Source organism: Streptomyces sp. NPDC032822 (assembly GCF_055578825.1).
Genome location: NZ_JBVIOL010000004.1, coordinates 267890 through 294572 on the forward strand (window position 1 = coordinate 267890; position 26683 = coordinate 294572).

Here is a 26683-nt window from a genome sequence, read left to right on the forward strand (position 1 = left end):
CAGCCACGAGAAAGGTTCCAGGTCCGGCCATGGCGCTCACCCTCTACGTCGACACCGCGCGCTGGCGGGCGCACCACAAGCACGTGCAGGAGCAGTTCCCGGGACTCGTCCCGGTCTGCAAGGGCAACGGCTACGGCTTCGGGCACGAGCGGCTGGCGGAGGAGGCCACTCGGCTCGGCTCGGACGTCCTCGCCGTGGGCACGACCTACGAGGCCGCCCGGATCAAGGACTGGTTCGGCGGTGACCTGCTGGTGCTGACGCCGTACCGGCGCGGTGAGGAACCCGTCCCGCTGCCCGACCGGGTCATCCGCTCGGTGTCGTCGATCGACGGCGTGTACGGGCTCGTGGGCGCCCGCGTGGTCATCGAGGTGATGTCCTCGATGAAGCGGCACGGCATCAGCGAGCAGGACCTTCCGCAGCTGCACGCCGCCATAGAGAACGTGCGGCTGGAGGGCTTCGCGATCCACCTGCCGCTGGACCGCACCGACGGCTCGGACGCCGTCGAGGAGGTCATCGGCTGGATGGACCGGCTACGCGCGGCGCGCCTGCCGCTGCACACGATGTTCGTGAGCCATCTCAAGGCCGAGGACCTGGCCCGGCTGCAGCAACAGTTCCCGCAGACCCGGTTCCGCGCCCGGATCGGCACGCGGCTGTGGCTGGGGGACCACGAGGCCACCGAGTACCGCGGGGCCGTCCTGGACGTCACGCGCGTCGCCAAGGGCGACCGCTTCGGCTACCGCCAGCAGAAGGCGGCCTCGGACGGCTACCTGGTGGTCGTGGCGGGCGGTACGTCACACGGGGTGGGCCTGGAGGCCCCCAAGGCGCTGCACGGCGTCATGCCTCGTGCCAAGGGCGTCGCCCGGGCCGGCCTCGCCACGGTCAACCGGAACCTCGCCCCGTTCGTCTGGGCCGGCAAGCAGCGCTGGTTCGCCGAGCCCCCGCACATGCAGGTCTCCATCCTGTTCGTGCCGACCGAAGCCGCGGAACCGAAGGTGGGCGAGGAACTGGTGGCCCACCTGCGGCACACCACCACGCAGTTCGACCGGATCGTCGACCGCTGAGCACCGGATCGCCGCCCGCTGAGCCTGGTCAGGAACAAGCCGAAGGCCGTACACGGAACTCCGTGTACGGCCTTTCGTCCGGATCGCCTCCAGCGTGTTCGCTCAGAGCGAACCGCCCTTGGGGGGCTCGGCAGAGGACACCGTGGTCCCGCTGCCCCACTCGACCTGAGGCACGTCGAAGTGGGCCGCGTGCCGCGGCGGATGGGCGGCCGGACCGAACACGAAGACGTCCTCCGCGCCGTCGAGCACACCGCCCGAGGGGTCGTCGTCGCCCGCTCGGCGCACCACGTCCCGCTCCGGCATGAAGATGTCCCGCACGATCACCGCACACAGGTACAGCGTGCCCAGCAGATGCAGGGCGATGGCCCAGTGATATCCGTCGGTCGGCAGGCCCTTGTGGGCGTCTCCGCTGGTCGTGTACGCGAGGTAGAACCAGATGCCCAGGAAGTACGCCACCTCGCACGCCTGCCAGATCAGGAAGTCCCGCCACTTGGGCCGGGCCAGCACGGCCAGCGGCACCAACCACAGGACGTACTGCGGCGAGTAGACCTTGTTCGTGAGGATGAACACCGCGACGATCAGGAAGGCGAGCTGGGCGAAGCGCGGACGGCGCGGGGCGGTCAACGTGAGCACCGCGATGCCACCGCAGCACAGCAGCATCAACAGCGTGGCCATCGTGTTGACGGTGTCGGTGCTGGGCGGGTCGGTCGAGTTCTGGGACCAGATGAGCCAGAAGGAACCGAAGTCGACGCCCCGCTCCTGGCTGAACGTGTAGAACTTCGACCAGCCGTCGAAGGCGAAGAACATCACCGGCAGGTTCACGATCAGCCAGGCGACGATCGCGCCCACCAACGCCATCCCGTACTCCCGCCATCGGCCGGCGCGCCAGCACAGCACGAGCAGCGGGCCGAGCAGCAGGAAGGGATAGAGCTTGGCGGCCGTGGCAAGCCCCAGCAGGACGCCGAAGGCGAGGGAGCGGCCCCGCGACCACATCAGCATCGCGGCGGCCGTCAGAGCGACCGCCAGCAGGTCCCAGTTGATGGTGGCGGTCAGCGCCGCGGCGGGTGCCAGGGCGACCAGCAGACCGTCCCAGGGCCGGCGGGCGTGCGTACGGGTCACGCAGACGGCGATGACGGCGGCGCACACCATCAGCATCCCGGCGTTGACCATCCAGTACCACTGTTCCTGGTGCTGGATACTGCCGCTGCCGGGCGTGAGCCAGCTGGCCACCTCCATGAACACACCGGTCAGCACCGGATATTCGAGGTACTGCATGTCGCCGGGGAGCTTGTCGAAGTACGGAACGAGTCCGTCGGCGAAACCGCGCCCCTGGTAGAGGTGCGGGATGTCCGAGTAACACGCGTGCGTGTACTGCGAACTGGCACCGAAGAACCAGGCGCCGTTGTAGCAGGGCGCCTTCTGGATCAGGCCGAGGGCGAACATGCCGATCGCCACGAGAGCGATGATCCGGACGGGAGTCCACCAGGACGTCCCGAGCAGAGCACGTCGTCCGACGGGACCGCCGATCAGCTCACTGCCGCTCCTGGCGATCTCGTCGTCCTTGGTCGGCCGCACCACGTCCGGCTCGTGCACGCTCGCTGGCGTCGATTCTGCGCTGGGCATGCCGCACATCCTGCCGTACGCGCCTAGGTGTACGCCGAGGGCCGCCGCACCCTGGTGGATGCGGCGGCCCCATGTTTCACGTGAAACACCCATGGCGGGCGATATGGCGGCTAACCGGCTGGGCCTCCGAAGATGCCGCCATTGCCATTGCCGTTCCCGTTACTGACGTTCCCGTCCGTCTCCGTCGGTGTCGGTGTCGACGTCACCCCTCCGTCCGTACCCCCACTGTCCGTCCCACCCGTGTCGTCACCGTCGCACTGGAAGTCGAACCGGCAGGAGTCGGTGGGCGTCGGGGACGCGGACGTCTGCGACTCGCTGGGCGAGGGACTCGGCGTCGGAGTGGCGGACGGGGTGTCACTGGGCGTGGGAGTGGGTGTCGGGCTCGGAACGTCGTTGATGATCTTGCCGATGGGCTCCGGAGTCGGGAACTTCTCCGCCTTCTGTCCCTTCAGCGCCTGTTCCATGTAGTCGTGCCAGATCTCGGACGGGAACGAGGCACCGTGGATCTTCTCCTGACCACCCGTTCCGAACATCTCCAGGAACTGACGGTTCTTCTTGGTCTCGTCGTCGTCCATCCGGAACATCGTGATCGACGTGGACAGCTGCGGGGTGTAGCCCACGAACCAGGCCGACTTGTTGCCGTCGGTGGTACCGGTCTTGCCCGCCACCTCACGGCCGGTCAGCTGTGCGTTGGTACCCGTGCCGTCCTCGACCACGGTCTTCAGGACGTCGGTGACGTTGTCGGCGACCTCCGGCTCGAACGCCTCGACCGACTCGTCCTTGTGGGCGTAGATCTGGCCGTCCTTGCTCGTGACCCTCTCGACCGAGAACGGCTCGCGCTGCTCGCCGCTGGCCGCGAACGTGGCGTACGCACCCGCCATCCGGATCGCACTCGGGTCGGAGATACCGATGGAGAAGGACGGGAAGCTCGTGCCCGCAAGGCTGTTCTCCTTGAGGCCGGCGTCCATGGCCGACTCCTTCACCTTGTCCAGGCCGACGTCCATGCCGAGCTGTACGAACGCGGAGTTCACCGACTCCCGCATCGCCTCACGCAGGTCGATGTCGTAGTTCGGTGCGCTGCCGTACGACTGCTGGCCGTCGTTCTCCTGGAGCCACTCCTTGCCCTTCTCGTTCTTCCAGATCGCCCCGTCGTAGGTCTTGATCTTCAGATCGTTCTCGCCGCTGTACAGGCTCTTCGGGGACACGACCGTGCGCTCGTCCTGCGGCTGGGACTCCGGGCCGTCAGGATCCCGCACACCCCACTTCATGGCCGCGGCGAGCACGAACGGCTTGAACGTCGATCCGACCTGGGCACCGGTCGCGTCGGCGTTGTTGGTGAAGTGCTTCGTCGCGTCCTCGCCGCCGTAGATGGCCTTGATGGCGCCGGTCGTCGGGTCCACGGAAGCTCCGCCGAACTGGACGTACTTGTCCGTGTCCGGGCGTTGCTTGGGCTTGATGTTCGCCTTCTGGACCTTCTTTACCGACTTCTCCAGCTCGTCGACCTTCTTCTTGTCGAAGGTCGTGTAGATCGAGAGGCCGCCCTGCTGCAACTGGTCGGCACTGATGACCTTGTTGTTGATGAGGTACGCCTTGGCGAGGTCGACGAGGTAGCCGACCTGACCGCTCAGCTCGTTGTTCGAGCGAGGGTTCTGCACCTTGGGAAGCGTCCTGTACTTGGCCCGCTCCGTCTGACTCAGGTGGCCGTACTCGACCATCTTGTTGAGCGTGTCCTGCATCTGCCTCGTGGCCCGCTTGGTGTTGGCCTCGGGGCTGGCGTTGGTCGGGTCGATGGACTGCGCGCCCGCCGGGTCGTAGTACGTGGCGCCCTTGAGTGTCGCCGCGAGGAAGGCGCACTGTCCCTCGTTCAGCTTGACGGCGTCCTTGTCGAAGTACGCGCGGGCGGCCGCCTGGATCCCGTAGGCCCCGCGTCCGTAGTACGCGGAGTTCAGGTAGCCCTCCATGATCTCGTTCTTCGGGACCGTGGCGCCGACCTTGATGGAGACGAAGATTTCCTGGAACTTGCGCGAGATCGTCTGGGACTGGTCGTTGAGCCTCGCGTTCTTCACGTACTGCTGGGTGATGGTCGAGCCACCCTGCGTCTCGCCGCCCCTGGCCATGTTGAACACGGCGCGGGCGATGCCCTTGGGGTCGATGCCGCTGTCGGTCTCGAAGGTCTTGTTCTCCTGCGAGATGACGGCGTACTGCATCGCCTTGGGAATCTGCGCGAGGTTGAGTTCCTGGCGGTTCGTCTCACCACCCGTCGCGACCATCTCGGTGCCGTTGGACCAGTAGTAGACGTTGTTCTGAGCCTTGGCGGTCAGCGCGACGTCCGGAACATCCACCATGGCGTACGCGATGCCCGCGACAGCCACCATGCCTCCGAAGAAGCCGATGAAGAGGCCCGACACCAGCTTCCACGACGGCACCCAGCGCGCCACGCCGTACTTGCCGGCACGCGGATAGTCGATGACCCGTTTCTTGTCGGGAGCCGTTGCGCGACCGCGGCCCCGGCCGGGGCCGTTCGGACCGCCCCGTCCGCCACCGCGGCCGGTGGGCTCGGCTGCTCTGCGCCGGCCTCCACTGCTTCTCTGTGCCGCCCGGCGAGCCTCGGCACGGCCGCCGGGCAGCCGCTCCTCGCCTCCCGAACCGTAGGAATCCGACTCATGGGAACTCGTCCCATAGGAGTCGGAAGAAGACCCGGTGGCGCCACGCGGTGCCGCGCGGCGGCCGGAGGACGAGCCGGACTGGCCGCGTCGGGCTGCGGCACGTCCGCCTCCCTGCGGCGGCGGCAGTTTGCGACGGTGCTCGCTCATCGAACGACTACTCCTCGGGCAGGCGCACCTTGCGCGCCTGGAAACGGCAGCTGGTTTCCGGTCCCCCCGAAGTACGGATGTGGTCGGTTCTGCATTCATCCGTACTGCACCGAGGGCGATGACGCCCCCCAGGCGTCACTCGGTTCCCGGTGGTGTGCATGGCGCACAGACTACGCACCGTCAAAACCTGCCTAGTCCAGAAGTTCACCTCAAATCAGGCAACTTGCTCCCCATGAATCAGTGATGTGATCCCGTTCACCGTTTCCTCCCTTGCCGCATCCGGAAGGCCGTTCTATCGTCTGGATGTATCGAGTCGATACATCAGCTCGGCATAAAGACCGTCACGGCACCCGTCTCGGCGGGGCTCGGCAGAGAGGGGGCGACGATGAGCCGGCGTTCCGGCATCCTTGAGTTCGCCGTACTCGGCCTGCTCCGCGAGTCCCCGATGCACGGGTACGAGCTGCGCAAACGACTCAACACGTCACTGGGCGTGTTCCGTGCGTTCAGCTACGGAACGCTGTACCCCTGCCTCAAGACGCTGGTCGCCAACGGCTGGTTGATCGAAGAACCGGGGAACACCACTGAGGACGCCCTCGCCGCACCACTCGCAGGGCGTCGCGCCAAGATCGTCTATCGGTTGACGGCGGAAGGTAAGGAGCACTTCGAGGAGCTCCTCTCGCAGACGGGGCCCGACGCATACGAGGACGAGCACTTCGCCGCTCGCTTCGCGTTCTTCGGGCAGACCTCCGGTGATGTGCGCATGCGCGTCCTTGAGGGCCGCCGCAGCCGCCTGGAGGAGCGCCTGGAGAAGATGCGTGCCTCTCTGGCACGCACCCGGGAGCGCCTCGACGACTACACGCTTGAGCTCCAGCGCCATGGGATGGAGTCCGTGGAGCGCGAAGTGCGCTGGCTGAACGAGCTCATCGAGAGCGAGCGGGCCGGCCGGGACCTCAAAGGGCCCGGCCACGGAGAGTCCACTCGCGACACCACAGAGGGAGCGCCGGGCGTTCTGCCCCGGTCCGGGGACGTCCCCGGACCGGATACGCCCGGCGACACCACCACGTGAGGCCCCTGCCAGGGCCTCACTCGTACACACAGGGAGCAACCGGAATGGGTTCGGTTCGCGTAGCCATCGTCGGCGTGGGCAACTGCGCCGCGTCGCTTGTGCAGGGAGTCGAGTACTACAAGGACGCCGACCCGGCGTCGAAGGTGCCCGGCCTGATGCACGTCCAGTTCGGCGACTACCACGTCGGTGACGTCGAGTTCGTCGCCGCCTTCGACGTCGACGCGAAGAAGGTCGGGCTCGACCTCTCGGATGCCATCGGTGCCAGCGAGAACAACACCATCAAGATCTGCGACGTCCCGAACAAGGGCATCACGGTTCAGCGTGGTCACACCCTCGACGGCCTCGGCAAGTACTACCGCGAGACCATCGAGGAGTCCGCCGAGGCCCCGGTCGACATCGTCCAGATCCTCAAGGACAAGCAGGTCGACGTCCTCATCTGCTACCTGCCCGTCGGCTCCGAGGACGCGGCGAAGTTCTACGCCCAGTGCGCCATCGACGCCAAGGTCGCCTTCGTCAACGCTCTCCCGGTCTTCATCGCCGGCACCAAGGAGTGGGCGGACAAGTTCACCGAGGCGGGTGTCCCGATCGTCGGCGACGACATCAAGTCGCAGGTCGGCGCGACCATCACGCACCGGGTGATGGCGAAGCTGTTCGAGGACCGCGGTGTCCGTCTTGAGCGCACCATGCAGCTCAACGTCGGCGGCAACATGGACTTCAAGAACATGCTGGAGCGCGACCGCCTCGAATCGAAGAAGATCTCGAAGACGCAGGCCGTCACCTCGCAGATCCCCGACCGCGACATGGGATCGAAGAACGTCCACATCGGTCCCTCGGACTACGTGGCCTGGCTCGACGACCGCAAGTGGGCGTACGTCCGCCTCGAAGGCCGTGCCTTCGGTGACGTCCCGCTGAACCTGGAGTACAAGCTCGAGGTCTGGGACTCCCCGAACTCCGCCGGCGTCATCATCGACGCACTGCGCGCCGCGAAGATCGCAAAGGACCGTGGCATCGGCGGCCCGATCCTGTCGGCGTCGTCGTACTTCATGAAGTCCCCGCCGGTTCAGTACTTCGACGACGAGGCCTACGCCAACGTCGAGAAGTTCATCAAGGGCGAGGTCGAGCGCTAGCCCGACCAGCATGTCTGAGCCCGCTCCTGCCAGGGCTTGAAGGTCCCCGGGGTGTCCACCCCGGGGACCTTTCCCGTATGTGAGGCTGTGCCCCATGGCCGTCGTCCGTGACCTGCGGGTCCTGCTCCGCTTCCGGGACTTCCGACGCCTCCTCGCGATACGCCTGCTCTCACAGGGCGCCGACGGCGTCTACCAGGTCGCGCTCGCCACCTATGTCGTCTTCTCACCGGAGAAGCAGACCTCGGCCACCGCGATCGCCTCCGCGATGGCCATCCTGCTGCTCCCGTACTCCTTGGTGGGTCCCTTCGCCGGCGTCCTGCTGGACCGCTGGCGCCGCCGCCAGGTCTTCCTGTACGGCAACCTGCTGCGCGCTCTGATGGCCTCGCTGACCGCCGTCCTGATGGTCAGCCAGGTCCCGGACTGGCTCTTCTACGTCTCCGCGCTGTGCGTCACCGCCGTCAACCGCTTCGTCCTGTCCGGCCTGTCCGCCGCACTGCCCCGTGTGGTCGACGGGGAGCGACTGGTGATCGCCAACTCCCTTTCCCCGACCGCCGGAACACTCGCCGCGACCGCGGGCGGCGGCCTCGCCTTCGGGGTGCGGTTGGTGGTCTCGGACTCCGACGCGGCCGTGGTGCTGCTGGGAGCCGTGCTGTATCTGTGCGGAGCACTCGCGGCACTGCGCATGGCACCGGAACTACTGGGACCCGACCGGGCGTTGGTGCGGCCCCGGCTCTCCTCGGCCGTCGCCGGCACCGCTCGCGACCTGATGGCCGGCGTACGCCACCTCGCCGCCCCGTCCCGCCGGGAGGCTGCCAGAGCGCTCGGCGCGATGACGCTGATGCGGTTCTGCTACGGCGCCCTGCTGGTCATGGTCCTGATGCTCTGCCGGTACGAGTTCTCCTCGAACACGGACGACGGACTCGCCCTGCTGGGGCTGGCGTTGGGGATCTCCGGTGCCGGCTTCTTCATGGCGGCCGTCCTGACGCCCTGGGCCGCAGGGCGAATCGGGCCCCGCCACTGGATCGTCGTGTGCGCCGCGTCCGCCGCGATCCTGGAGCCCTCGCTCGGCCTGCCGTTCGCCACGGCTCCGATGCTCGCCGCCGCCTTCGTGCTCGGCCTGACCACCCAGGGCGCGAAGATCGCCACGGACACGATCGTCCAGTCCTCGGTCGACGACGGTTTCCGAGGCCGGATCTTCTCGGTCTACGACGTGCTCTTCAACGTCGCCTTCGTCGGTGCCGCCGCGGTCGCCGCCCTGATGCTGCCGCCGGACGGCCGGTCGGTGCCGCTGGTGATCACCATCGCCGTCATCTACGGAGCGGTCGCCTTCGCTCTGGCTCACCGTGAACGCCGGTGAGGCGCGGTCCGCAATGTTTCACGTGAAACACCGCACCCGGGTGGGAGCACCCGACAGTGTTTCTCCGCGCGCGCCGGGGTCATGTTTCACGTGAAACATGACCCCGGTTTCACGGCTTCAGCTCTGCTCGGCCCACCACTCCTTGAGCGCGGCCACCGCCTCGTCGTGCCCCATCGGCCCGTTCTCCAGACGAAGCTCCAGCATGTGCTTGTAGGCCTGACCGATGGCGGGCCCGGGTCCGACACCGAGGAGTTCCATGATCTGGTTGCCGTCGAGGTCCGGACGGATCGCGTCCAACTCCTCCTGCTCCTGGAGTTGCTCGATCCGCTCTTCCAGACCGTCGTAGGCCCGTGACAGCGCGGTCGCCTTGCGCTTGTTGCGGGTCGTGCAGTCGGACCGGGTCAGCTTGTGGAGACGGTCGAGAAGCGGTCCCGCGTCCCGGACGTAGCGACGGACCGCGGAATCGGTCCACTCTCCGGTGCCGTACCCGTGGAAGCGCAAGTGAAGTTCGACCAGGCGCGAGACATCCCGCACCAGATCGTTGGAGTACTTCAGCGCGGTCATGCGCTTCTTGGTCATCTTCGCTCCGACCACTTCGTGGTGGTGGAACGAGACCCCGCCGTCCTTCTCGAAGCGCCGGGTGCGCGGCTTGCCGATGTCGTGCAGCAGGGCAGCCAGCCGGAGGACGAGGTCGGGACCGTCATCCTCCAGCGCGACGGCCTGCTCCAGGACGATCAGCGAGTGCTCGTAGACGTCCTTGTGCCGGTGGTGCTCGTCGCTCTCCAACCGCAGGGCGGGCAGCTCCGGCAGGACATGATCGGCGATCCCCGTGTCCACCAGCAGTGTGAGGCCCTTGCGCGGGTGCGCGGACAGGACGAGCTTGTTCAGCTCGTCCCGCACCCGCTCGGCCGAGACGATCTCGATGCGTCCGGCCATCTCCTTCATGGCCGTGACCACGTCGGGAGCCACCTCGAAGTCGAGCTGCGCCGCGAAGCGCGCGGCGCGCATCATCCGCAGCGGATCGTCGGAGAAGGACTCCTCGGGAGTGCCCGGGGTGCTCAGCACCCGCGCCGCGAGGTCTTCGAGCCCGCCGTGCGGGTCGATGAACTCCTTCTCCGGCAGCACGACGGCCATCGCGTTCACCGTGAAGTCGCGCCGGACGAGGTCCTGCTCGATGGAGTCGCCGTACGAGACCTCGGGCTTGCGCGAGGTGCGGTCGTACGCCTCCGACCGGTAGGTGGTGACCTCGATCTGGTAGCCGTCCTTCTGTGCCCCGACCGTGCCGAAGGCGATCCCGACCTCCCACACCGCGTCCGCCCACGGCCGCACGATCTTCAGTACGTCCTGCGGGCGGGCGTCGGTCGTGAAGTCCAGATCGTTGCCGAGCCGGCCGAGCAACGCGTCCCGGACCGAGCCGCCGACCAGGGCGAGCGAGAACCCGGCCTCCTGGAAACGGCGGGCGAGATCGTCGGCCACAGGAGCGACGCGCAGCAGTTCGCTCACCGCGCGGTGCTGCACCTGATTCAGGGTACTGGAGTTGTCTTCGTTGGCGTTCGGCACAACAGAAGAGGGTACGTGGCCCGGGCGCCCGGGGGCTCCTCCATTGAACGCCCACAGACTCTCCACTCCGGCCTGCGCAAGGCCTGACGGTGAGCTCCGCAGGGGCGGTCCCCTCTATACGCGCATATTCGGGACAGCACGGCAGTCTTCGCCGATCTTGTGGAGCAGTCCGCGGCACTTCCCCTCAGCGCGCATCGTTACCATGCGTGGACGCACATTCCGACGACCACTGACGACGACTAGGGACGGGCGAGCGCGTGGCCGAGGCGGCAGACTTCCAGGGGACGAGTCCCTCACCTGCCCGCCGCTTGCTGCGGCGTACCGGAGCGCTGCTCGCCGGGGCGCCTCTCCTGGCCGGACTGTGCCAGCTTCCGGCCGCCACGTCCGCGCACGCCGCCGTACAGGCCTCTCCTCAGGCAGCCGCGGACTCGGGCACGGTGTCCGTGGCGCTCGACACACTCACCCCCAGCGCCCCCACGGACGGCGACACGCTGACCGTGTCCGGCACGGTGACCAACAACGGCAAGCAGAACGTCACCGACGCCCACGTGGGCCTCAGGGTGGGTACCGAGCTGACCACTCGCTCGGCCATCGACAGCGCCGCCAGGAACAGCGGCGACACCCAGGCCGCCACCGCCCCGGAGGTCGGCGGCAAGTACGTCGAGAAGTTCCCCAAGCTCATCCCCGGGGTCGCCGAGCACTTCTCCCTCTCGGTACCGGTCGACGAGCTGGACCTCGGCGGCAGCGGCGTCTACCCGTTCGCCGTCTCGCTCTCCGGCCAGACGGCCGCACAGCCGTGGGAGCAGGTGCTCGGCGCTCGGAGCACCGTCCTGCCGTGGCAGTCCGGCGAGGCCGACACGAAGACGAGGACGACGTACCTGTGGCCCCTCATCTCCACCGTCCACATGACGGCGGAGACAGGATCCAACGAGCAGCAGACGCCGGTCTTCCTCAACGACGACCTCGCCAAGGAGGTCTCCCCGGGCGGCCGTCTGGACCAGCTCCTGACACTGGGCAAGGACCTCGACGTCACCTGGGTGATCGACCCCGACCTCATCGCGTCCGTCGACGCGATGACGCGCTCCTACCGGGTGAAGTCGGGTGAAACCACCAGGGCGGGCACCCAGCAGACTCAGGACGTCGCCAAGAAGTGGCTCCTCGAACTGCAGGACGCGGTGGCGGACAAGGACATCGTCGCCCTGCCCTTCGCCGACCCGGACCTCGCCTCCCTCGCCCACAACGGCACGAGCGTCACCGGCTCCCTGAGTCATCTGAACGAGGCCACGGACGTCGTCTCGGACACGGTGGAGACGATCCTCCACGTGAAACCGACCACCGACTTCGCCTGGCCCGTCGAGGGGGCCGTGGACCCGTCGATCGTGAAGGTCGCCACCTCCGCCGGCGCCGACAAGGTGATCGCGCGCAGCGACAGCCTCCAGGAGGCGAACGGTCTGTCGTACACCCCCTCGGCGGCGCGGCCCATCGGTGGGGGCACCACGGCGGTCGTCGCGGACGCGCGGCTGTCCACGGCCTTCCAGGGCGATCTGACGAAGGCCTCCGCCTCCACGCTCGCCGTCCAGCAGTTCCTCGCGCAGAGCCTCGCTCTCAACCTCCAGACGGACAAGCAGCGCAGCGTCGTCGTCGCCCCGCAGCGGATGCCGTCGGCCCGCCAGGCCCAGACGATGGCCGAGGCGGTGACGGCCCTGCAGGGCGGGAACTGGTCCGAATCCCAGGAACTCACGGCGGCCGCCGCCGCCAAGCCGGACCCGGCGGCCACCACCCGGGTGCCCTCGACCTCCAAGTACCCCTCCTCGCTGCGGAAGCAGGAGCTGCCGCGGTCGGCCTTCGAGCAGATCGCCGGCACACGGGAGAAGTTCGACAACTTCAAGGTGATCCTCGCCCTCCAGTCCCGGGTCGTGACCCCCTTCGGGCGGGCCATGAACCGTGAGATGTCCACGTCCTGGCGCGGTCGTGCCACGGAGGCGAACGTCTTCCGCAACGACGTGGAGGCGTACCTCGAAAGGCTGACCGACCAGGTCCAGCTGATCGACAAGTCCGAGACCAAGCTCTCCGGACGCAGTGCCACGATCCCGGTGACCGTGCAGAACAACCTGGTGCAGGGCGTGGACCACCTGGTGCTGCGGCTCACCTCACTGAGCCCGAAGCGCCTGGAGATCGGCGGCCAGTCCTACTCCGAGCAGCAGGTCGAGGTCTCCGGCGGCCACAGCGAGACGGTGAAGTTCACCACGACCGCCAACGCCAACGGCCGGGCCACGGTGATCGCCCAGCTGTACACGGAGGACGGACAGGCGTACGGCGACCCCGTCACCTTCGACGTGAAGGTCACGGAGTTCACGGCCACGGTGATGCTGGTCATCGGCGGCGGTGTCCTCCTGCTCGTACTCGCCGGCTTCCGGATGTACACGCAGCGCAAGCGCGCGGCCGCCCGTGAGGCCGAGGAGGGCCCCGACGCAGCGGACGAGAGCGTGGACGGGCCGGAGAACCCCGAGGGTCCCGAGGACCGTCTCAAGGAGGAGTCCGGAGCCGGCGCCCGGGCGGCCGAGCCCGAGCAGCCGAGTGACCCGGCACCGGACACCCCAGCGGAAAGCGCAGACCCGTCCGGCACGGGTGAGAGAGTGGACCGTTGAGGATGTCGTGGCCGGTGGGCCGGGGACGATGAGGTGGGGTAGCCATGAACGCGCCGTACGACGGTGACCGCGGCCGGGCCGCGGGCGACTCGGGCGACCCCGAGGGCCCGCCGCCCGAGCAGGGCCAGGTGCCGCCGCAACCCCCCGCGGACATGTACCTCCAGGACGCCTACGACCAGGACCCCTACCGGGCACAGGATCTCTATGCCCAGGACCCGGTCGCCGAGGCGCTCTACGACCGGGCGGCGCACCCTCCGCCGCCCCCGGGAGCCTTCCAGCCGCAGCAGCCGCTGTACGCCCAGCCTCCGCAGTCGCCGTATGCCCCCGACCCGCGTGTGTGGGCACAGCCCCCGGCACCGGAGCCGGAGGGGCCGACCCAGTACCTGCCGTACGGCGACGATCCGCGCACCACCCAGTTCGTGGGTGTCGACGACCTGGTGACCCGGGCCGGCGAGGAGCGTCACGAGCCGGACGCCTTCGCACACCTCTTCCGGGACCAGCAGCAGGGCGGCGGGCTCCCCCCGTCGGGGACACCGTCGGTGCCGGGCCCGGCTGCGGCCCCCGGCGGACCGGCCCCGACACCTCAGTACCAGGCCCCGGCGGTCTCCTCGCCCGCGGCCGACCAGACCATGAACCTCGGCACCACGCCCGCCACCGCTGCGGCACCCCCCGCGAAGAAGAGCGGGAAGGCCGCGGGACTGCTCAAGTCGAGCGCCCTCATGGCCGCGGGCACGATGGTCTCCCGCCTGACCGGCTTCGTCCGCTCCGCGCTGATCGTCTCGGCCCTGGGCACCGCTTTCCTGGGCGACTCCTTCCAGGTGGCGTACCAGCTGCCGACCATGATCTACATCCTCACCGTGGGCGGCGGACTGAACTCCGTCTTCGTCCCCCAGCTCGTCCGTGCCATGAAGGACGACGACGACGGCGGCGAGGCGTTCGCGAATCGCCTGCTGACACTCGTGATGGTGGCGCTCGCCGCGCTGACCGCGATCACGATGTTCGCGGCGCCGCTCCTGGTGCGCGCGCTGTCGAACCCCGTCGCGAGCGACCCGGCGGCCAATGACGTCGCCGTCACCTTCACCCGCTACTTCCTGCCGTCCATCTTCTTCATGGGCGTCCATGTGGTGATGGGGCAGATCCTCAACGCCCGCGGCCGGTTCGGCGCGATGATGTGGACCCCGGTCCTGAACAACATCGTCATCATCGTGACACTCGGCATGTTCCTGTGGGTGTACGGAACCTCCGAGCACTCCGGCATGAGCGTCACGAACATCCCGCCGGAGGGCCAGCGGCTGCTCGGCATCGGCATCCTGCTCGGGCTGGTGGTGCAGGCCCTCGCGATGATCCCGTATCTCCGCGAGACCGGGTTCCGGCTGCGGCTGCGCTTCGACTGGAAGGGCCACGGCCTGGGCAAGGCCGCGATGCTCGCGAAGTGGACCATCCTGTTCGTCCTCGCCAACCAGGCGGGCGCGCTCGTCGTCACCCAGCTGGCCACCGCGGCGGTCGCCGACACCAAGATCCCCGGCACCGGCTTCAGCGCCTACGCCAACGCCCAGCTCATCTGGGGCCTGCCCCAGGCCATCATCACCGTCTCCCTGATGGCGGCCCTGCTGCCGCGCATCTCGCGCTCGGCCGCGGAGGACGACGCCGGCGCGGTGCGCGACGACATCTCGCAGGGTCTGCGCACGACGGCGGTCGCGATCGTGCCCCTGGCCTTCGGCTTCCTCGCACTCGGCATCCCGATGTGCACGCTGATCTTCGGCTCCTCGGGCACCGGCGCGGCCACCAACATGGGGTACATGCTGATGGCCTTCGGCCTCGGCCTGATCCCCTACTCGGTGCAGTACGTCGTCCTGCGCGCCTTCTACGCGTACGAGGACACCCGGACGCCCTTCTACAACACGGTCATCGTGGCAGCCGTCAACGCGGCCGCCTCGGCCCTCTGCTACATCCTGCTGCCGCCCCGCTGGGCCGTGGTCGGCATGGCGGCCGCCTACGGACTGGCCTACTCGATCGGTGTCGGTGTCGCCTGGCGCCGGCTGAGCAAGCGGCTCGGTGGGGACCTCGACGGCGGGCGCGTCCTGCGGACGTACGCCCGGCTCTGCATCGCCTCGGTACCGGCGGCCCTGCTCAGCGGCGCCGCCTGCTACGGCATCGCCCACTCGCTCGGCCAGGGCGTCCTCGGTTCCTTCGCCGCGCTGATCGCCGGCGGAGCGGTCCTGCTCGGAGTCTTCTTCGTCGCGGCCCGCAAGATGCGCATCGAGGAGCTGAACTCACTGGTCGGCATGGTTCGTGGGCGCCTGGGGCGCTGAGTCGGGGGTACGCGCACAACCATCGTCCGCCATCGCGTGTCGTGCATAGCGGCGGACTGTGGGCACAATTGGTTTCGGCGTCGCATGACGCGCAATGGATGGGGAGGCAGGGACGACGGTGGCGGAACGGAGCACGGCTGCCGTCGACGTGGCAGACAACAGCGGTGACGAGCCGCTGACCGCCAAGGCGGACCAGTCCACGGCCGACGGGGTGGCCCAGAACCGGGAGCGGGACACGGAAGACGTCGAGGCACAGGGGAGTGGCGGGACCGAGAGTCCCGGGAAGGCGTCACCACCGGAGTTGCACAGCGGACACAAGCTCGCCAGACGCTACCGCCTGGAGGAGTGCGTCACCCGTCTGGACGGATTCAGCAGTTGGCGTGCCGTGGACGAGAAACTGCGCCGCGCCGTCGGAGTCCATCTCCTGCCCGCGGACCACGCGCGCGCCCGTTCGGTGCTGGCCGCGGCCCGGTCTTCCGCACTGCTGGGCGACCCCCGCTTCGTCCAAGTCCTGGACGCCGTCGAGGAGAACGACCTCGTCTACGTCGTTCACGAGTGGCTGCCAGACGCCACCGAACTGACCGCGCTGCTCGCCTCCGGCCCGCTGGAGGTGTACGACGCCTACCAGTTGGTCAGCCAGATCTCCTCGGCCATGGCCGCCGCCCATCGCGAGGGCCTCGCCCATCTGCGCCTGAACCCCAACGCCGTGCTGCGCACGTCGACCGGCCAGTGGCGCGTACGCGGGCTCGCCGTGAACGCCGCCCTGCGCGGCATCAGTTCCGAGAGCCCGCAGCGCACCGACACGGAGGCGATCGGAGCCCTGCTGTACGCGGCGCTCACCCAGCGCTGGCCGTACGAGGACAACGCCTACGGGCTGTCCGGTCTCCCCAAGGACATCGGTCTCATCGCCCCCGACCAGGTGCGTGCCGGCGTCCATCGCGGACTGTCCGAGCTGGCCATGCGGGCGCTCGCCAACGACGGTGCCACCGCGTCCCGTCACGAGTCCCCGTGCACCACGCCGGAGGAGCTGGTGAAGGCGATCGGCGAGATGCCCCGCATCCGCCCGCCCGAGCCGGCGTTCACCGCTCCACCGGACTACCAGCGCACGACGTACCAGCAGGGCACGTACGGCCGCCAGGCGCCCCGTCCGGGTCTCACCCAGCCGATGCGGACTCCGCCGGCCCCGCTCCAGAGCCGTACCGGCAGGGCGCTCAAGTGGGCCGTCTCGGCCCTCCTCATCGCCGCGCTGGGGCTAGGCAGTTGGCAGTTGGCGGACGCGCTCATGGACCGGGGCGGCAAGTCCGAAGAGACGAACCAGACGCAGACGACGGACGGGGACGACAAGAGCCCCGCGAAGCCGGTCAGCACGCCGATCGCGATCAGCGGCGCTCGCGACTTCGACCCGTTCGGCGCCGACGGCTCGGAGAAGCCCCGCGACATAGACAAGGTCTACGACAACTCGACCACCTCGTACTGGCAGACGGATTACTACCTGAGTTCCGACTTCGGCCGCCTGAAGTCCGGTGTCGGTGTCATCCTCGATCTCGGCAAGGTCCAGGACGTCGGGAAGGTGACCGTCTCCTTCGTAGGAAACACATCCGTCGAACTCCGCGCCGCTTCCAGTGACGCGACGTCGGAACCCACGTCCTTCGACGCGTACAGCAAGGTGACCGAGGGATCCGGGACGAGTGTGACCCTCACCCCCGACAAGACCCTCAAGTCCCGCTACCTTCTGGTCTGGCTGACCAAGCTGCCGCAGATCGACGGTGAGTGGCGCGGCCGGGTGGCGGACATCAAGGTGACCAGCTAAGGACGACGAGGGGGAGGGGGCCCGATGGCAGACGGCACCGGATACGGCGACACGAGCGATCAGGACCTCCTGGCCCGTCATGTCGAGGGCGATGCCGACGCCTTCGGTGAACTCGTGCGCCGGCACCGGGACCGTCTCTGGGCGGTGGCCCTGCGGACGCTGGGGGACCGCGAGGAGGCCGCTGACGCCGTCCAGGACGCACTGGTCTCCGCCTACCGGGCCGCCCACACCTTCCGGGGCCAGTCGGCGGTCACGACCTGGCTGCACCGGATCACGGTGAACGCCTGCCTGGACCGTGCCCGCAAGGCGGCCTCCCGCAAGACGTCACCGGTCGACGACACCGAGCGGCTGGAACAACTGCTGGAGCCGCACGAGTCGGCCTCGGCTCCGGCCGAGCGCAATGACCTGCACCGTCAGCTCCTGGAAGCACTCGGCACCCTCCCGCCCGACCAGCGAGCCGCGCTCGTCCTGGTCGACATGCAGGGCTACCCGGTCGCCGAGGCCGCCCGCGTACTCGACGTGCCGACCGGAACGGTGAAGAGCCGCTGTGCCCGAGGCAGAGCCAGACTCCTGCCCCTGCTCAAGCATCTGCGGCCGGAAAACACCGGTATCGCCAGAGAAGCGGGCGCGGGGCGGAACCGGACGCAGGGGACATCCGTCCCACCCGCAGCGGGACCGCGTCAAGCGGGTCCGCCGGACACGGGACCAAGCGATTCAGCCGCAGTGAAGGGCGGAGGTGGGCGAGCGTGACATCCACGACTGAGACAGCCGGGCACCCGGACGTCGCGGAGATCTCCGACCTCACCGAAGGCCTGCTCCCGCCGTCCCGGACCGCGGACGTACGACAGCATCTGGACGAGTGCGAACTCTGCGCGGACGTCCACGCGTCTTTGGAGGAGATCCGCGGGCTCCTCGGAACCCTTCCCGGTCCCCCGCGCATGCCCGCCGAAGTCGCCTGCCGGATCGACGCCGCGCTCGCCGCCGAGGCCCTGCTGCAAGCCACCGCACCCGATGCCGTGGATGTGCCGGCACCCGTCGGTGCCCAGTCCCCGTCCGACGCGTCGGACGACTCCACGTCCGGCTCGGACGACAGCGTGCTTGTTTCACGTGAAACATCGGCCACCACGGATCGCCCGGCGGGCCACGCGCGCGTCTCTACCACCGGTCCGGGCCGCAAGGAACCCAGGAGGGGTGGCCGCCGCCGGGCTGTCGTCCTCGGCGCTGTGTTCACGGCTGCCGCGCTGGGCTTCGGATCCGTGCTGCTGTCCTCGCTCGACGACGGCAAGAAGTCCGCCCCTGAGGCCCGCTCGACCTCTGCGGACACCTTCGCCGCGGACAAGCTGGAGAAGCAGGTCTCTGAACTCCTCTCCCAGAGTCAGAGTTCCGGAAGCGGTTCACGCTCGCCGGACAGCGTCGGGGCGGAGTCCGTCCCGGGCAGCAACGCACCCAAGGTCTTCAAGGCCCCTGTGGTCCCCGACTGCATCCGGAAGGGCATCGGCCGGAGCGACACGGCGCTCGCGACCGAGAAGGGCATCTACAAGGGAACGGACACTCTCCTTGTCGTGCTGCTCGATACTCCGGACGGCCGTAGCGTCACCGCCTACCTCATGGATGCGACCTGCCTGGGGCAGTCGTCGACCGCCACGGCCGAGGTTCTGCTGAAGCGGTCCTACGGCGACTCCTGAGTGCGGACGCTTCGTCTTTGTCCTGCGCGGCATCCCGTGCGGTGGCGCATCCCCGTGTGCCCGGCCACAGCGGGAATGTACGCCCCTTAGGATCCGTTGGGTGGGGTGAGAGTTCTGAAAGGGGCTCCCCCGGTCCTACGACGCAGTCCAGAGACGAGGAACCAAGCCGTGAGCGACGTCCGAAACGTGATCATCATCGGCTCCGGGCCCGCCGGCTACACGGCGGCGCTCTACACCGCGCGCGCGTCGCTGAAGCCGCTGGTGTTCGAGGGCGCTGTGACCGCGGGTGGTGCGCTGATGAACACCACCGAGGTGGAGAACTTCCCCGGCTTCCAGGACGGCATCATGGGCCCGGAACTCATGGACAACATGCGTGCCCAGGCCGAGCGCTTCGGCGCCGAGCTCATCCCGGACGATGTCGTCTCCGTCGACCTGTCCGGTGAGATCAAGACCGTCACCGACACCGCCGGCGCCGTCCACCGGGCGAAGGCCGTCATCGTCACGACCGGCTCGCAGCACCGCAAGCTCGGCCTGCCGAACGAGGACGCCCTCTCCGGCCGCGGTGTCTCCTGGTGCGCCACGTGTGACGGCTTCTTCTTCAAGGACCAGGACATCGCCGTGATCGGCGGCGGTGACACCGCCATGGAGGAGGCCACCTTCCTCTCGCGCTTCGCCAAGTCCGTGACGATCGTCCACCGCCGCGACACCCTGCGCGCCTCCAAGGCGATGCAGGAGCGCGCCTTCGCCGACCCGAAGATCAAGTTCGTCTGGGACAGCGAGATCGCCGAGGTACAGGGTGAGCAGAAGCTCGCGGGCCTGAAGCTGCGCAACCTCAAGACCGGTGAGTTCTCGGACCTCCCGGTCACCGGCCTGTTCATCGCGATCGGCCACGACCCGCGCACCGAGCTCTTCAAGGGACAGCTGGAACTGGACGAAGAGGGTTACCTGAAGGTCGAGGCACCCTCCACGCGGACGAACCTGACCGGTGTCTTCGGCGCCGGTGACGTGGTCGACCACACCTACCGCCAGGCGATCACAGCGGCCGGCACCGGCTGTTCCGCCGCCCTCGACGCCGAGCGCTTCCTCGCCGCCCTCGCGGACGAAGAGAAGGCCGAGCCCGAGAAGACCTCCGTCTGACCCCCATTCGCCCCACCGCACCAACCAGTTAAGGAGCCCGCCGTGGCCGGCACCCTCAAGAACGTGACCGACGATTCCTTCGAGCAGGACGTCCTCAAGAGCGACAAGCCCGTCCTGGTGGACTTCTGGGCTGCCTGGTGCGGTCCGTGCCGCCAGATCGCGCCGTCCCTTGAGGCGATCGCCGCCGAGTACGGCGACAAGATCGAGATCGTCAAACTGAACATCGACGAGAACCCGGGCACGGCCGCCAAGTACGGCGTCATGTCCATCCCGACCCTGAACGTGTACCAGGGCGGCGAGGTCGCCAAGACCATCGTCGGTGCCAAGCCGAAGGCCGCGATCGTCCGTGACCTTGAGGACTTCATCGCAGAGTGACGTTTCACGTGAAACACGGTTTCACGTGAAACACGGAGGGGCCGGCCCGCAGGGGTCGGCCCCTCCGTGTTTCAGAGCGGCCTCAGCGCCGGCTCCTTCTGCACGGCGCCCAGGAGGCGGTCCAGCGCCATCTCCACGTCTTCCTTCCAGGAGAGCGTGGTCCGCAGCTCCAGCCTCAGCCGCGGGTACGTCGGGTGAGGACGGACCGTCTTGAAGCCCACGGCGAGGAGATGGTCGGCGGGCAGCAGACAGGCGGGCTCTTTCCAGCGGGAGTCCCCGAATGCCTCGATCGCCTTGAAGCCCCGTCGGAGCAGATCCTTGGCAACCGTCTGGACCATCACCCGGCCCAGCCCCTGCCCCTGATAGCCCGGCATGATGAACGAGGTCATCAGCTGCACGGCATCGGGCGAGACAGGGCTCGTGGGAAAAGCTGTCGCGCGGGGCACATAGGCCGGAGGGGCGTAGAGCACGAAGCCCACCGGTACGTCGTCGACATACACGACCCTGCCGCAGGACCCCCAGTCCAGCAGGACGGCGGAGATCCAGGACTCTTTCTCCAGGGCAGGAGTTCCCGCTTTTACCGCGGCTTCGCCGCTGACTGGGTCCAGCTCCCAGAAGACGCACGTGCGACAGCGGTTGGGAAGGTCCTGAAGGTTGTCCAGCGTGAGCGGTACGAGCCGGCGCCCCATGAAGGCTGTTCCTCGCTTCCCTCGCCCGCCACATCGCGGGCGGCCGTCAGAGCGCTTCGTTCCCTGAGGAGGCTGCCGACGAAGCCGCCGACCGCGCCCAGCCCCAGGCCCGCGCTCACCAATCCGCTACGGCTCACCGTTCGCATGGCCCCTGTCACTCCCCTCACAGGTGCTGCCGGGTGGATGTACACCCTCCCCGAGCGCATCGTATCCACGATGCGATTCGACCGATACCGCCTGAAAGCAAAGAGCGGGCTGTGTCCGATACACACCGGACACAGCCCGCTCCTACAGCCGAGCGAGACCACCCCGCCGCCGAACGATCAGTCCTCCGACTCCTCGGAGTCGTCGTCCAGAAGGCTCTTCTGCAGAACCGGCCCCTCTCCGGGGGCGAGGCTGCTGAGGATCCGCTCAAGGTCCTCCATCGAGGCGAACTCGACGGTGATCTTGCCCTTCTTCTGGCCCAGGTCGACCTTCACCCGCGTCTCGAACCGGTCCGAGAGACGGGTCGCGAGATCGCTGAGGGCAGGCGAGACCAGGGCACCGGCCCGCGGCCCCTTGGAGCGCTGAGCCGTCTGGGGCCGAGACCCCATCAGCGTCACGATCTCCTCGACGGCCCGTACCGAGAGCCCCTCGGCCACGATCCGGTGAGCCAGGCGGTCCTGCTCCTCCGAGTCGTCGACGGAGAGCAGCGCCCTGGCGTGACCGGCCGAGAGAACTCCCGCGGCCACCCGCCGCTGGACCGCCGGTGAGAGCTTCAGCAGACGCAAGGTGTTGGAGACCTGAGGACGGGAACGCCCGATACGGTCCGCCAACTGATCGTGCGTGCAGTTGAAGTCCTTCAGCAGCTGGTCGTAGGCGGCCGCCTCCTCCAACGGGTTCAGCTGGGCGCGGTGCAGGTTCTCCAGGAGGGCGTCCAGGAGAAGCTTCTCGTCGTCCGTGGCCCGGACGATCGCCGGGATCGCCTCCAGCCCCGCCTCCCGGCAGGCCCGCCAACGCCGCTCGCCCATGATGAGCTCGTAGCCCGAGGGACCGAGCTCGCGTACGACGACGGGCTGGAGGAGCCCTACCTCCTTGATGGAGGTGACGAGCTCCTGAAGAGCGTCCTCGTCGAAGACCTCACGCGGCTGCCGCGGGTTCGGCTTGATGGAGTCGAGAGGCAGTTCCGCGAAGTAGGCACCGAGGGGAGGTGCAGGCACCTCCGCCACACCGTTCAGCACCTGCTCGTCGGTTTCATGTGAAACAGGCGGCAGCGCGGTCACCTTCGCCGCGGCCACTCCACGGTCGGCGGTCAGCACCGGCACCGCCGCCGGGGACGTCGAGGCATTGCCTCCCATCGCGGCTGCGGCCACCGACTTCTCCGTCGGGGCAGCAGGGATCAGTGCGCCGAGACCACGACCCAGACCCCTCCGTCGCTCGCTCACTGGATGCCCTCCACCATGCTCGGGTCGCTCTGTGCGCCGATGTGCGCGTGTGTCGCGTCGTAGGAGACGCCGACACCCTTCAGCGCGATTTCTCGTGCCGCCTCAAGATAGGACAGGGCGCCGCTCGATCCTGGATCGTAGGTCAGCACTGTCTGTCCGTAGCTCGGTGCCTCGGAGATACGGACCGAGCGGGGAATGCTCGTCCGCAGCACCTCTTCACCGAAGTGGGTGCGCACCTCGTCCGCGACCTGGGACGCGAGACGCGTCCGGCCGTCGTACATGGTGAGCAGGATCGTCGATACATGCAGGGTGGGGTTGAGGTGACCCCGCACCAGATCGACGTTGCGCAGCAGCTGGCCCAGTCCCTCCAGCGCGTAGTACTCGCACTGGATCGGGATGAGGACCTCCTGGCCGGCAACCAGGGCGTTGACCGTCAGCAGGCCGAGCGAGGGCGGGCAGTCGATGAGGATGTAGTCCAACGGCTGCTCGTACGCCTGGATCGCCCGCTGCAGTCGGCTCTCCCGTGCCACCAGGGACACCAGCTCGATCTCGGCACCGGCGAGATCGATCGTGGCCGGAGCGCAGAAGAGACCCTCCACGTCGGGAACCGGCTGGACGACTTCGGCCAGAGGCCTGCTGTCGACCAGCACGTCGTAGATGGAAGGGACCTCTGCATGGTGGTCTATCCCCAGCGCCGTGGATGCGTTGCCCTGTGGGTCAAGGTCGATCACCAGGACGCGGCCGCCGTGCAGGGCCAGGGAAGCCGCAAGATTGACGGTCGTCGTCGTCTTGCCCACCCCGCCCTTCTGGTTGGCGACCACCATGACCCGGGTCTGCTCAGGACGCGGCAGACCCTCGCCGGCACGCCCCAGAGCTTCTACGGCCAGTTGGGCAGCACGACCGATCGGAGTGTCGTCCATCGGAGGCGGTGTTTCACGTGAAACATCGTCCCCCATCGACTCGGTACGGGGACCGGGGACCGGATCGGTCATCGGTCCCGCGATGTTGGCGTCGGACCGCAAGGATTCACTCTCCTCGACTTCAGGCTCGCAATGAACAGAGCCTCCCATGCCTTCGGGGTGGTGAACCAGTGAGGCCTGTTGTTCTGTGGAGAAATCCACCTCTGTGGACAACTCGGGGACCTCATCGAGTGACCCGAGAGGCTTTCGGTCGCGGGGTTCGGCCGCGGCGCGGCCCCGGCTGATGATGCCGTGCAGCAGTGAGCGACGTTTCACGTGAAACACGATGCACAGCAGCGGGGGCCGATTCGTCGCCGACACTCCGCATGCGTAGGTTTGGCTGCTTGTGTGGAGTACGTCTCGTCGTCAGGACGGATCAGCGACGCCGACCCGCACACCAGTCAACGACGCCTGCGAGTCCGCCCCGTCCTGGCCGCCTTGGCCCGTTTCGCCGCGAAGCGCACACCGCCCGGACTCTCACCGACCTCGACCCGCACGACCGTGGACAGCGGATCCACCACCCCCTCACCGACGTGCAGGATGGAGGTCTCCACAGCGCCGAGCTTGCTCAGTGCCGTCGACGCGCTCTTGAGCTCCTCCTCGGCGGTGTCGCCCTTGAGCGCGAGCATCTCTCCGTACGGACGCAACAGGGGCACGCCCCAGGTCGCCAGCCGGTCCAGGGGAGCCACAGCCCGTGCCGTCACCACATGCACGGGGGTGAGTGTGCCCATGACCTCCTCGGCCCGTCCACGGACGACCGTCACATGGTCCAGGCCCAGCAGCTCCACGACCTCGGTCAGGAAGGTCGTCCGCCGCAGCAGGGGCTCCAGCAGCGTGATCTTCAGGTCCTCGCGCACCAGCGCCAGGGGAATGCCGGGCAGACCCGCACCCGAGCCGACATCGCACACCGTCACACCCTCGGGAACGACCTCCGAGAGCACCGCGCAGTTCAGCAGGTGCCGCTGCCACAGGCGGGGCACCTCACGCGGTCCGATCAGACCACGCTGCACACCCGCCTCGGCGAGCAGCTCCGCGTAGCGGACCGCGTCCGCGTAGCGATCACCGAACACCTCACGAGCCTGCTCAGGCGCGGGGGGAAGCTGCTCCGCTGCCTCCGTCACGGGGGACCGTCCTTCCGTACGGCGTGGGCGCACCGGCGCCGGCGCCAGAACCACCAGAACTATCAGGCTGACAAAGTTCGGCCCCGTCTGCGCAACAGACGGGGCCGGAGGAACGTACGGACCGATCAGGCAGGAAGCACGACGACGAAGCGCTCTGGCTCCTCGCCCTCGGACTCGCTGCGCAGGCCGGCGACCTTGATCGCGTCGTGGACGACCTTGCGCTCGAACGGCGTCATCGGCTTCAGCTTCACGGACTCGCCGGTGCTCTTGACCTCGGCCGCGGCCTTGGCCCCGAGCTCGGACAGCTCGGCGCGCTTGTTGGCGCGGTAGCCCCCGATGTCCAGCATCAAGCGGCTGCGGTCCCCGGTCTCCCGGTGCACGGCCAGACGCGTGAGCTCCTGCAGCGCTTCCAGCACCTCGCCGTCGCGACCGACCAGCTTCTGCAGGTCGCGACCGCCCGCGTCGCTGATGATCGACACAGCGGCGCGGTCGGCTTCGACGTCCATGTCGATGTCGCCGTCGATGTCGGCGATGTCGAGCAGACCTTCGAGGTAGTCCGCCGCGATCTCACCCTCCTGCTCCAAGCGGGTGAGGGTGTCGGTGTCTGCGCCCTCGGCAGCGGCGGAGGTGGTGGTGCCTTCCGTCACGGGATGGACTCCTTCTTACTTCTTGGACGGGGACTTGGGTCGCTGCGGACCCTTGCGCTGTCCGGACTGGGCCTTGCTGCGGGTGCCCTCGGGCTTCTTGGCGGCGGCTGGCTTGGCGTCCTCGGGCTCGTCGGACTTGATCAGCGACGGGCCCTCGCCGGCCGCCTTCGCGGTGCCGGACTGGCGCTGGGACTTGCTCTGCCGCTTGGGCTGCTGGCGCTTGGGAGCGGCGGCGCTCGTCTGCGTGCCGTCCTCGGTCTGGGTTACGGCCTGCGCCTCGCCCTTCACCACGGTGCCGTCGGTCTGGGCCACGAGGCCCGCCTTGCTCAGGCCGTTGATGAACTTGCGCTCGAACTCGTTGCGGTCACGTCCCTTGGCGACGATGGCCTTGACGATGGCCTTCTCGCCGCGCCGACGCGTCTTGCCATGGTGCGTGACGCTCTTGTTGAGACGCTCCAGGTACGAGGCCTGGGCCTTGGAACCCGGAGTCGGGTTGTTGTGGATGACGTACATCTGCTGGCCCATGGTCCACACGTTGGTGGTCAGCCAGTAGACGAGGACACCGACGGGGAAGTTGATGCCGAAGACGGCGAACATGACCGGGAAGACGTACATCAGCATCTTCTGCTGCTGCATGAACGGCGTCTTCACGGTGGTGTCGACGTTCTTCGTCATCAGCTGGCGCTGCGTGTAGAACTGCGACGCCGACATCATGACGATCATGACCGCGGTGACGATGCGGACGGTGGTCAGCGAGGCGTCGAGCGCGGCGACGTCCGAGGAACTGTCCGTGAACTTCGCGGCCAGCGGAGCGCCGAAGATGTGTGCCTTCTGCGCGCTCTGCAGCAGGTTCTGGTTGATGACACCGATGGTGTCGTTGTTCGCGATGCTGTTGAGCACGTGGTACAGCGCGAAGAAGAACGGGGACTGCGCCAGGATGGGAAGGCACGAGGAGAGCGGGTTGGTGCCCGTCTCCTTGTACAGCTTCATCATCTCTTCGGACTGGCGCTGCTTGTCGTTCTTGTAGCGCTCCTGGATCTTCTTCATCTCGGGCTGCAGTGTCTGCATGGCCCGGGTCGCCTTGATCTGCTTCACGAAGAGCGGGATCAGGCAGATGCGGATCAGGATCACCAGGGACACGATGGACAAGCCCCAGGCCCACCCGGTATCAGGGCCGAAAATGGCGCCGTACACCGTGTGGAACTGGACGATGACCCAGGAAACGGGTGTCGTGATGAAGCTGAAGAAGCCGGCAATCGTGTCCACTAA

The 26683-nt window shown here is 68.0% G+C and carries 20 protein-coding genes; 11 read left to right on the plus strand and 9 right to left on the minus strand.

The features are described from left to right. Positions 1–29: 29 nt before the first annotated feature. Positions 30–1061 (plus strand): alanine racemase, encoded by a 1032-nt coding sequence (locus tag ACZ5VD_RS13725; protein WP_468550079.1) that lies wholly within the window; start codon positions 30–32, stop codon positions 1059–1061. Positions 1062–1163: 102 nt separating this feature from the next. On the opposite strand, the gene ACZ5VD_RS13730 is transcribed toward ACZ5VD_RS13725, so the two are convergent. Then, positions 1164–2684: a glycosyltransferase family 87 protein gene (locus ACZ5VD_RS13730; RefSeq protein ID WP_468550078.1), complete on the minus strand. Its 1521-nt coding sequence runs from the start codon at positions 2682–2684 to the stop codon at positions 1164–1166. Between the two features lie 110 nt (positions 2685–2794). Then, entirely contained in the window at positions 2795–5497 is a 2703-nt protein-coding gene (locus ACZ5VD_RS13735; RefSeq protein ID WP_468682312.1) for a transglycosylase domain-containing protein, read from the minus strand. A gap of 385 nt (positions 5498–5882) precedes the next feature. On the opposite strand from ACZ5VD_RS13735, the gene ACZ5VD_RS13740 reads away from it, so the two are divergent. The 3 genes from ACZ5VD_RS13740 to ACZ5VD_RS13750 all read left to right on the plus strand — a co-directional run bounded on the left by ACZ5VD_RS13740 (position 5883) and on the right by ACZ5VD_RS13750 (position 9047). Further along, complete coding sequence (locus tag ACZ5VD_RS13740; RefSeq protein WP_468682313.1) at positions 5883–6563, plus strand: PadR family transcriptional regulator; 681 nt, start codon at positions 5883–5885, stop codon at positions 6561–6563. 44 nt (positions 6564–6607) lie between these two features. Beyond that, complete coding sequence (locus tag ACZ5VD_RS13745) at positions 6608–7690, plus strand: inositol-3-phosphate synthase (protein ID WP_468550075.1); 1083 nt, start codon at positions 6608–6610, stop codon at positions 7688–7690. 94 nt (positions 7691–7784) lie between these two features. Next, positions 7785–9047, plus strand: a complete 1263-nt coding sequence (locus tag ACZ5VD_RS13750; RefSeq protein ID WP_468550074.1) for an MFS transporter — start codon at positions 7785–7787, stop codon at positions 9045–9047. Between the two features lie 117 nt (positions 9048–9164). Here the strand turns inward: ACZ5VD_RS13750 and ACZ5VD_RS13755 are convergent, their stop codons facing one another. Then, on the minus strand, positions 9165–10607 hold the full coding sequence (locus tag ACZ5VD_RS13755) for a CCA tRNA nucleotidyltransferase (RefSeq protein WP_468682314.1): 1443 nt from the start codon (positions 10605–10607) through the stop codon (positions 9165–9167). 257 nt (positions 10608–10864) lie between these two features. Between ACZ5VD_RS13755 and ACZ5VD_RS13760 the strand changes: the two genes are divergently transcribed. From ACZ5VD_RS13760 to trxA, 7 genes are all read left to right on the plus strand, one after another. Next, positions 10865–13255 carry a DUF6049 family protein gene (locus ACZ5VD_RS13760; RefSeq protein ID WP_468682315.1) on the plus strand — a complete coding sequence of 797 codons (2391 nt, stop codon included), beginning with the start codon at positions 10865–10867 and terminating at the stop codon, positions 13253–13255. Between the two features lie 44 nt (positions 13256–13299). Further along, complete coding sequence (gene murJ, locus ACZ5VD_RS13765; RefSeq protein WP_468550071.1) at positions 13300–15567, plus strand: murein biosynthesis integral membrane protein MurJ; 2268 nt, start codon at positions 13300–13302, stop codon at positions 15565–15567. A gap of 118 nt (positions 15568–15685) precedes the next feature. Continuing rightward, a complete protein-coding gene (locus ACZ5VD_RS13770; RefSeq protein ID WP_468682316.1) occupies positions 15686–17377 on the plus strand; it encodes a protein kinase family protein in 1692 nt (563 codons plus the stop codon). Positions 17378–17401: 24 nt separating this feature from the next. After that, positions 17402–18127: an RNA polymerase sigma factor SigM gene (gene sigM, locus ACZ5VD_RS13775; protein ID WP_468682317.1), complete on the plus strand. Its 726-nt coding sequence runs from the start codon at positions 17402–17404 to the stop codon at positions 18125–18127. Next, a complete protein-coding gene (locus ACZ5VD_RS13780) occupies positions 18124–19062 on the plus strand; it encodes an anti-sigma factor family protein (protein WP_468682318.1) in 939 nt (312 codons plus the stop codon). The genes sigM and ACZ5VD_RS13780 overlap by 4 nt, the downstream gene beginning before the upstream one ends. Positions 19063–19230: 168 nt before the next feature. After that, positions 19231–20199, plus strand: a complete 969-nt coding sequence (gene trxB / locus ACZ5VD_RS13785) for a thioredoxin-disulfide reductase (RefSeq protein WP_468550067.1) — start codon at positions 19231–19233, stop codon at positions 20197–20199. A 42-nt stretch (positions 20200–20241) separates the two neighbouring features. Further along, positions 20242–20574, plus strand: a complete 333-nt coding sequence (gene trxA, locus ACZ5VD_RS13790) for a thioredoxin (protein WP_007383275.1) — start codon at positions 20242–20244, stop codon at positions 20572–20574. A 71-nt stretch (positions 20575–20645) separates the two neighbouring features. Here the strand turns inward: trxA and ACZ5VD_RS13795 are convergent, their stop codons facing one another. The 6 genes from ACZ5VD_RS13795 to yidC form a co-directional block, all read right to left on the minus strand. Next, entirely contained in the window at positions 20646–21263 is a 618-nt protein-coding gene (locus ACZ5VD_RS13795; protein ID WP_468682319.1) for a GNAT family N-acetyltransferase, read from the minus strand. A 323-nt stretch (positions 21264–21586) separates the two neighbouring features. Further along, entirely contained in the window at positions 21587–22687 is a 1101-nt protein-coding gene (locus ACZ5VD_RS13800; RefSeq protein ID WP_468550065.1) for a ParB/RepB/Spo0J family partition protein, read from the minus strand. Then, positions 22684–23757: a ParA family protein gene (locus ACZ5VD_RS13805; RefSeq protein WP_468682490.1), complete on the minus strand. Its 1074-nt coding sequence runs from the start codon at positions 23755–23757 to the stop codon at positions 22684–22686. The genes ACZ5VD_RS13800 and ACZ5VD_RS13805 overlap by 4 nt, the downstream gene beginning before the upstream one ends. 290 nt (positions 23758–24047) lie before the next feature. Then, the gene (gene rsmG, locus ACZ5VD_RS13810) at positions 24048–24767 is read right to left on the minus strand and encodes a 16S rRNA (guanine(527)-N(7))-methyltransferase RsmG (protein WP_468550063.1); all 720 of its coding nucleotides are present in this window, start codon (positions 24765–24767) and stop codon (positions 24048–24050) included. Between the two features lie 125 nt (positions 24768–24892). After that, complete coding sequence (locus tag ACZ5VD_RS13815) at positions 24893–25414, minus strand: Jag family protein (RefSeq protein ID WP_468682320.1); 522 nt, start codon at positions 25412–25414, stop codon at positions 24893–24895. Between the two features lie 15 nt (positions 25415–25429). Further along, the gene (gene yidC / locus ACZ5VD_RS13820) at positions 25430–26680 is read right to left on the minus strand and encodes a membrane protein insertase YidC (protein ID WP_468550061.1); all 1251 of its coding nucleotides are present in this window, start codon (positions 26678–26680) and stop codon (positions 25430–25432) included. Positions 26681–26683 lie beyond the last annotated feature (3 nt).

Bases quoted from the DNA above. Each gene is read 5' to 3' on its own strand.
- ACZ5VD_RS13725 (WP_468550079.1), top strand. From the start codon at position 30: ATGGCGCTCACCCTCTACGTCGACACCGCGCGCTGGCGGGCGCACCAC.
- ACZ5VD_RS13730 (WP_468550078.1), bottom strand. From the start codon at position 2,684: ATGCCCAGCGCAGAATCGACGCCAGCGAGCGTGCACGAGCCGGACGTG.
- ACZ5VD_RS13735 (WP_468682312.1), bottom strand. From the start codon at position 5,497: ATGAGCGAGCACCGTCGCAAACTGCCGCCGCCGCAGGGAGGCGGACGT.
- ACZ5VD_RS13740 (WP_468682313.1), top strand. From the start codon at position 5,883: ATGAGCCGGCGTTCCGGCATCCTTGAGTTCGCCGTACTCGGCCTGCTC.
- ACZ5VD_RS13745 (WP_468550075.1), top strand. From the start codon at position 6,608: ATGGGTTCGGTTCGCGTAGCCATCGTCGGCGTGGGCAACTGCGCCGCG.
- ACZ5VD_RS13750 (WP_468550074.1), top strand. From the start codon at position 7,785: ATGGCCGTCGTCCGTGACCTGCGGGTCCTGCTCCGCTTCCGGGACTTC.
- murJ (WP_468550071.1), top strand. From the start codon at position 13,300: ATGAACGCGCCGTACGACGGTGACCGCGGCCGGGCCGCGGGCGACTCG.
- sigM (WP_468682317.1), top strand. From the start codon at position 17,402: ATGGCAGACGGCACCGGATACGGCGACACGAGCGATCAGGACCTCCTG.
- ACZ5VD_RS13795 (WP_468682319.1), bottom strand. From the start codon at position 21,263: ATGGGGCGCCGGCTCGTACCGCTCACGCTGGACAACCTTCAGGACCTT.
- ACZ5VD_RS13805 (WP_468682490.1), bottom strand. From the start codon at position 23,757: ATGGGAGGCTCTGTTCATTGCGAGCCTGAAGTCGAGGAGAGTGAATCC.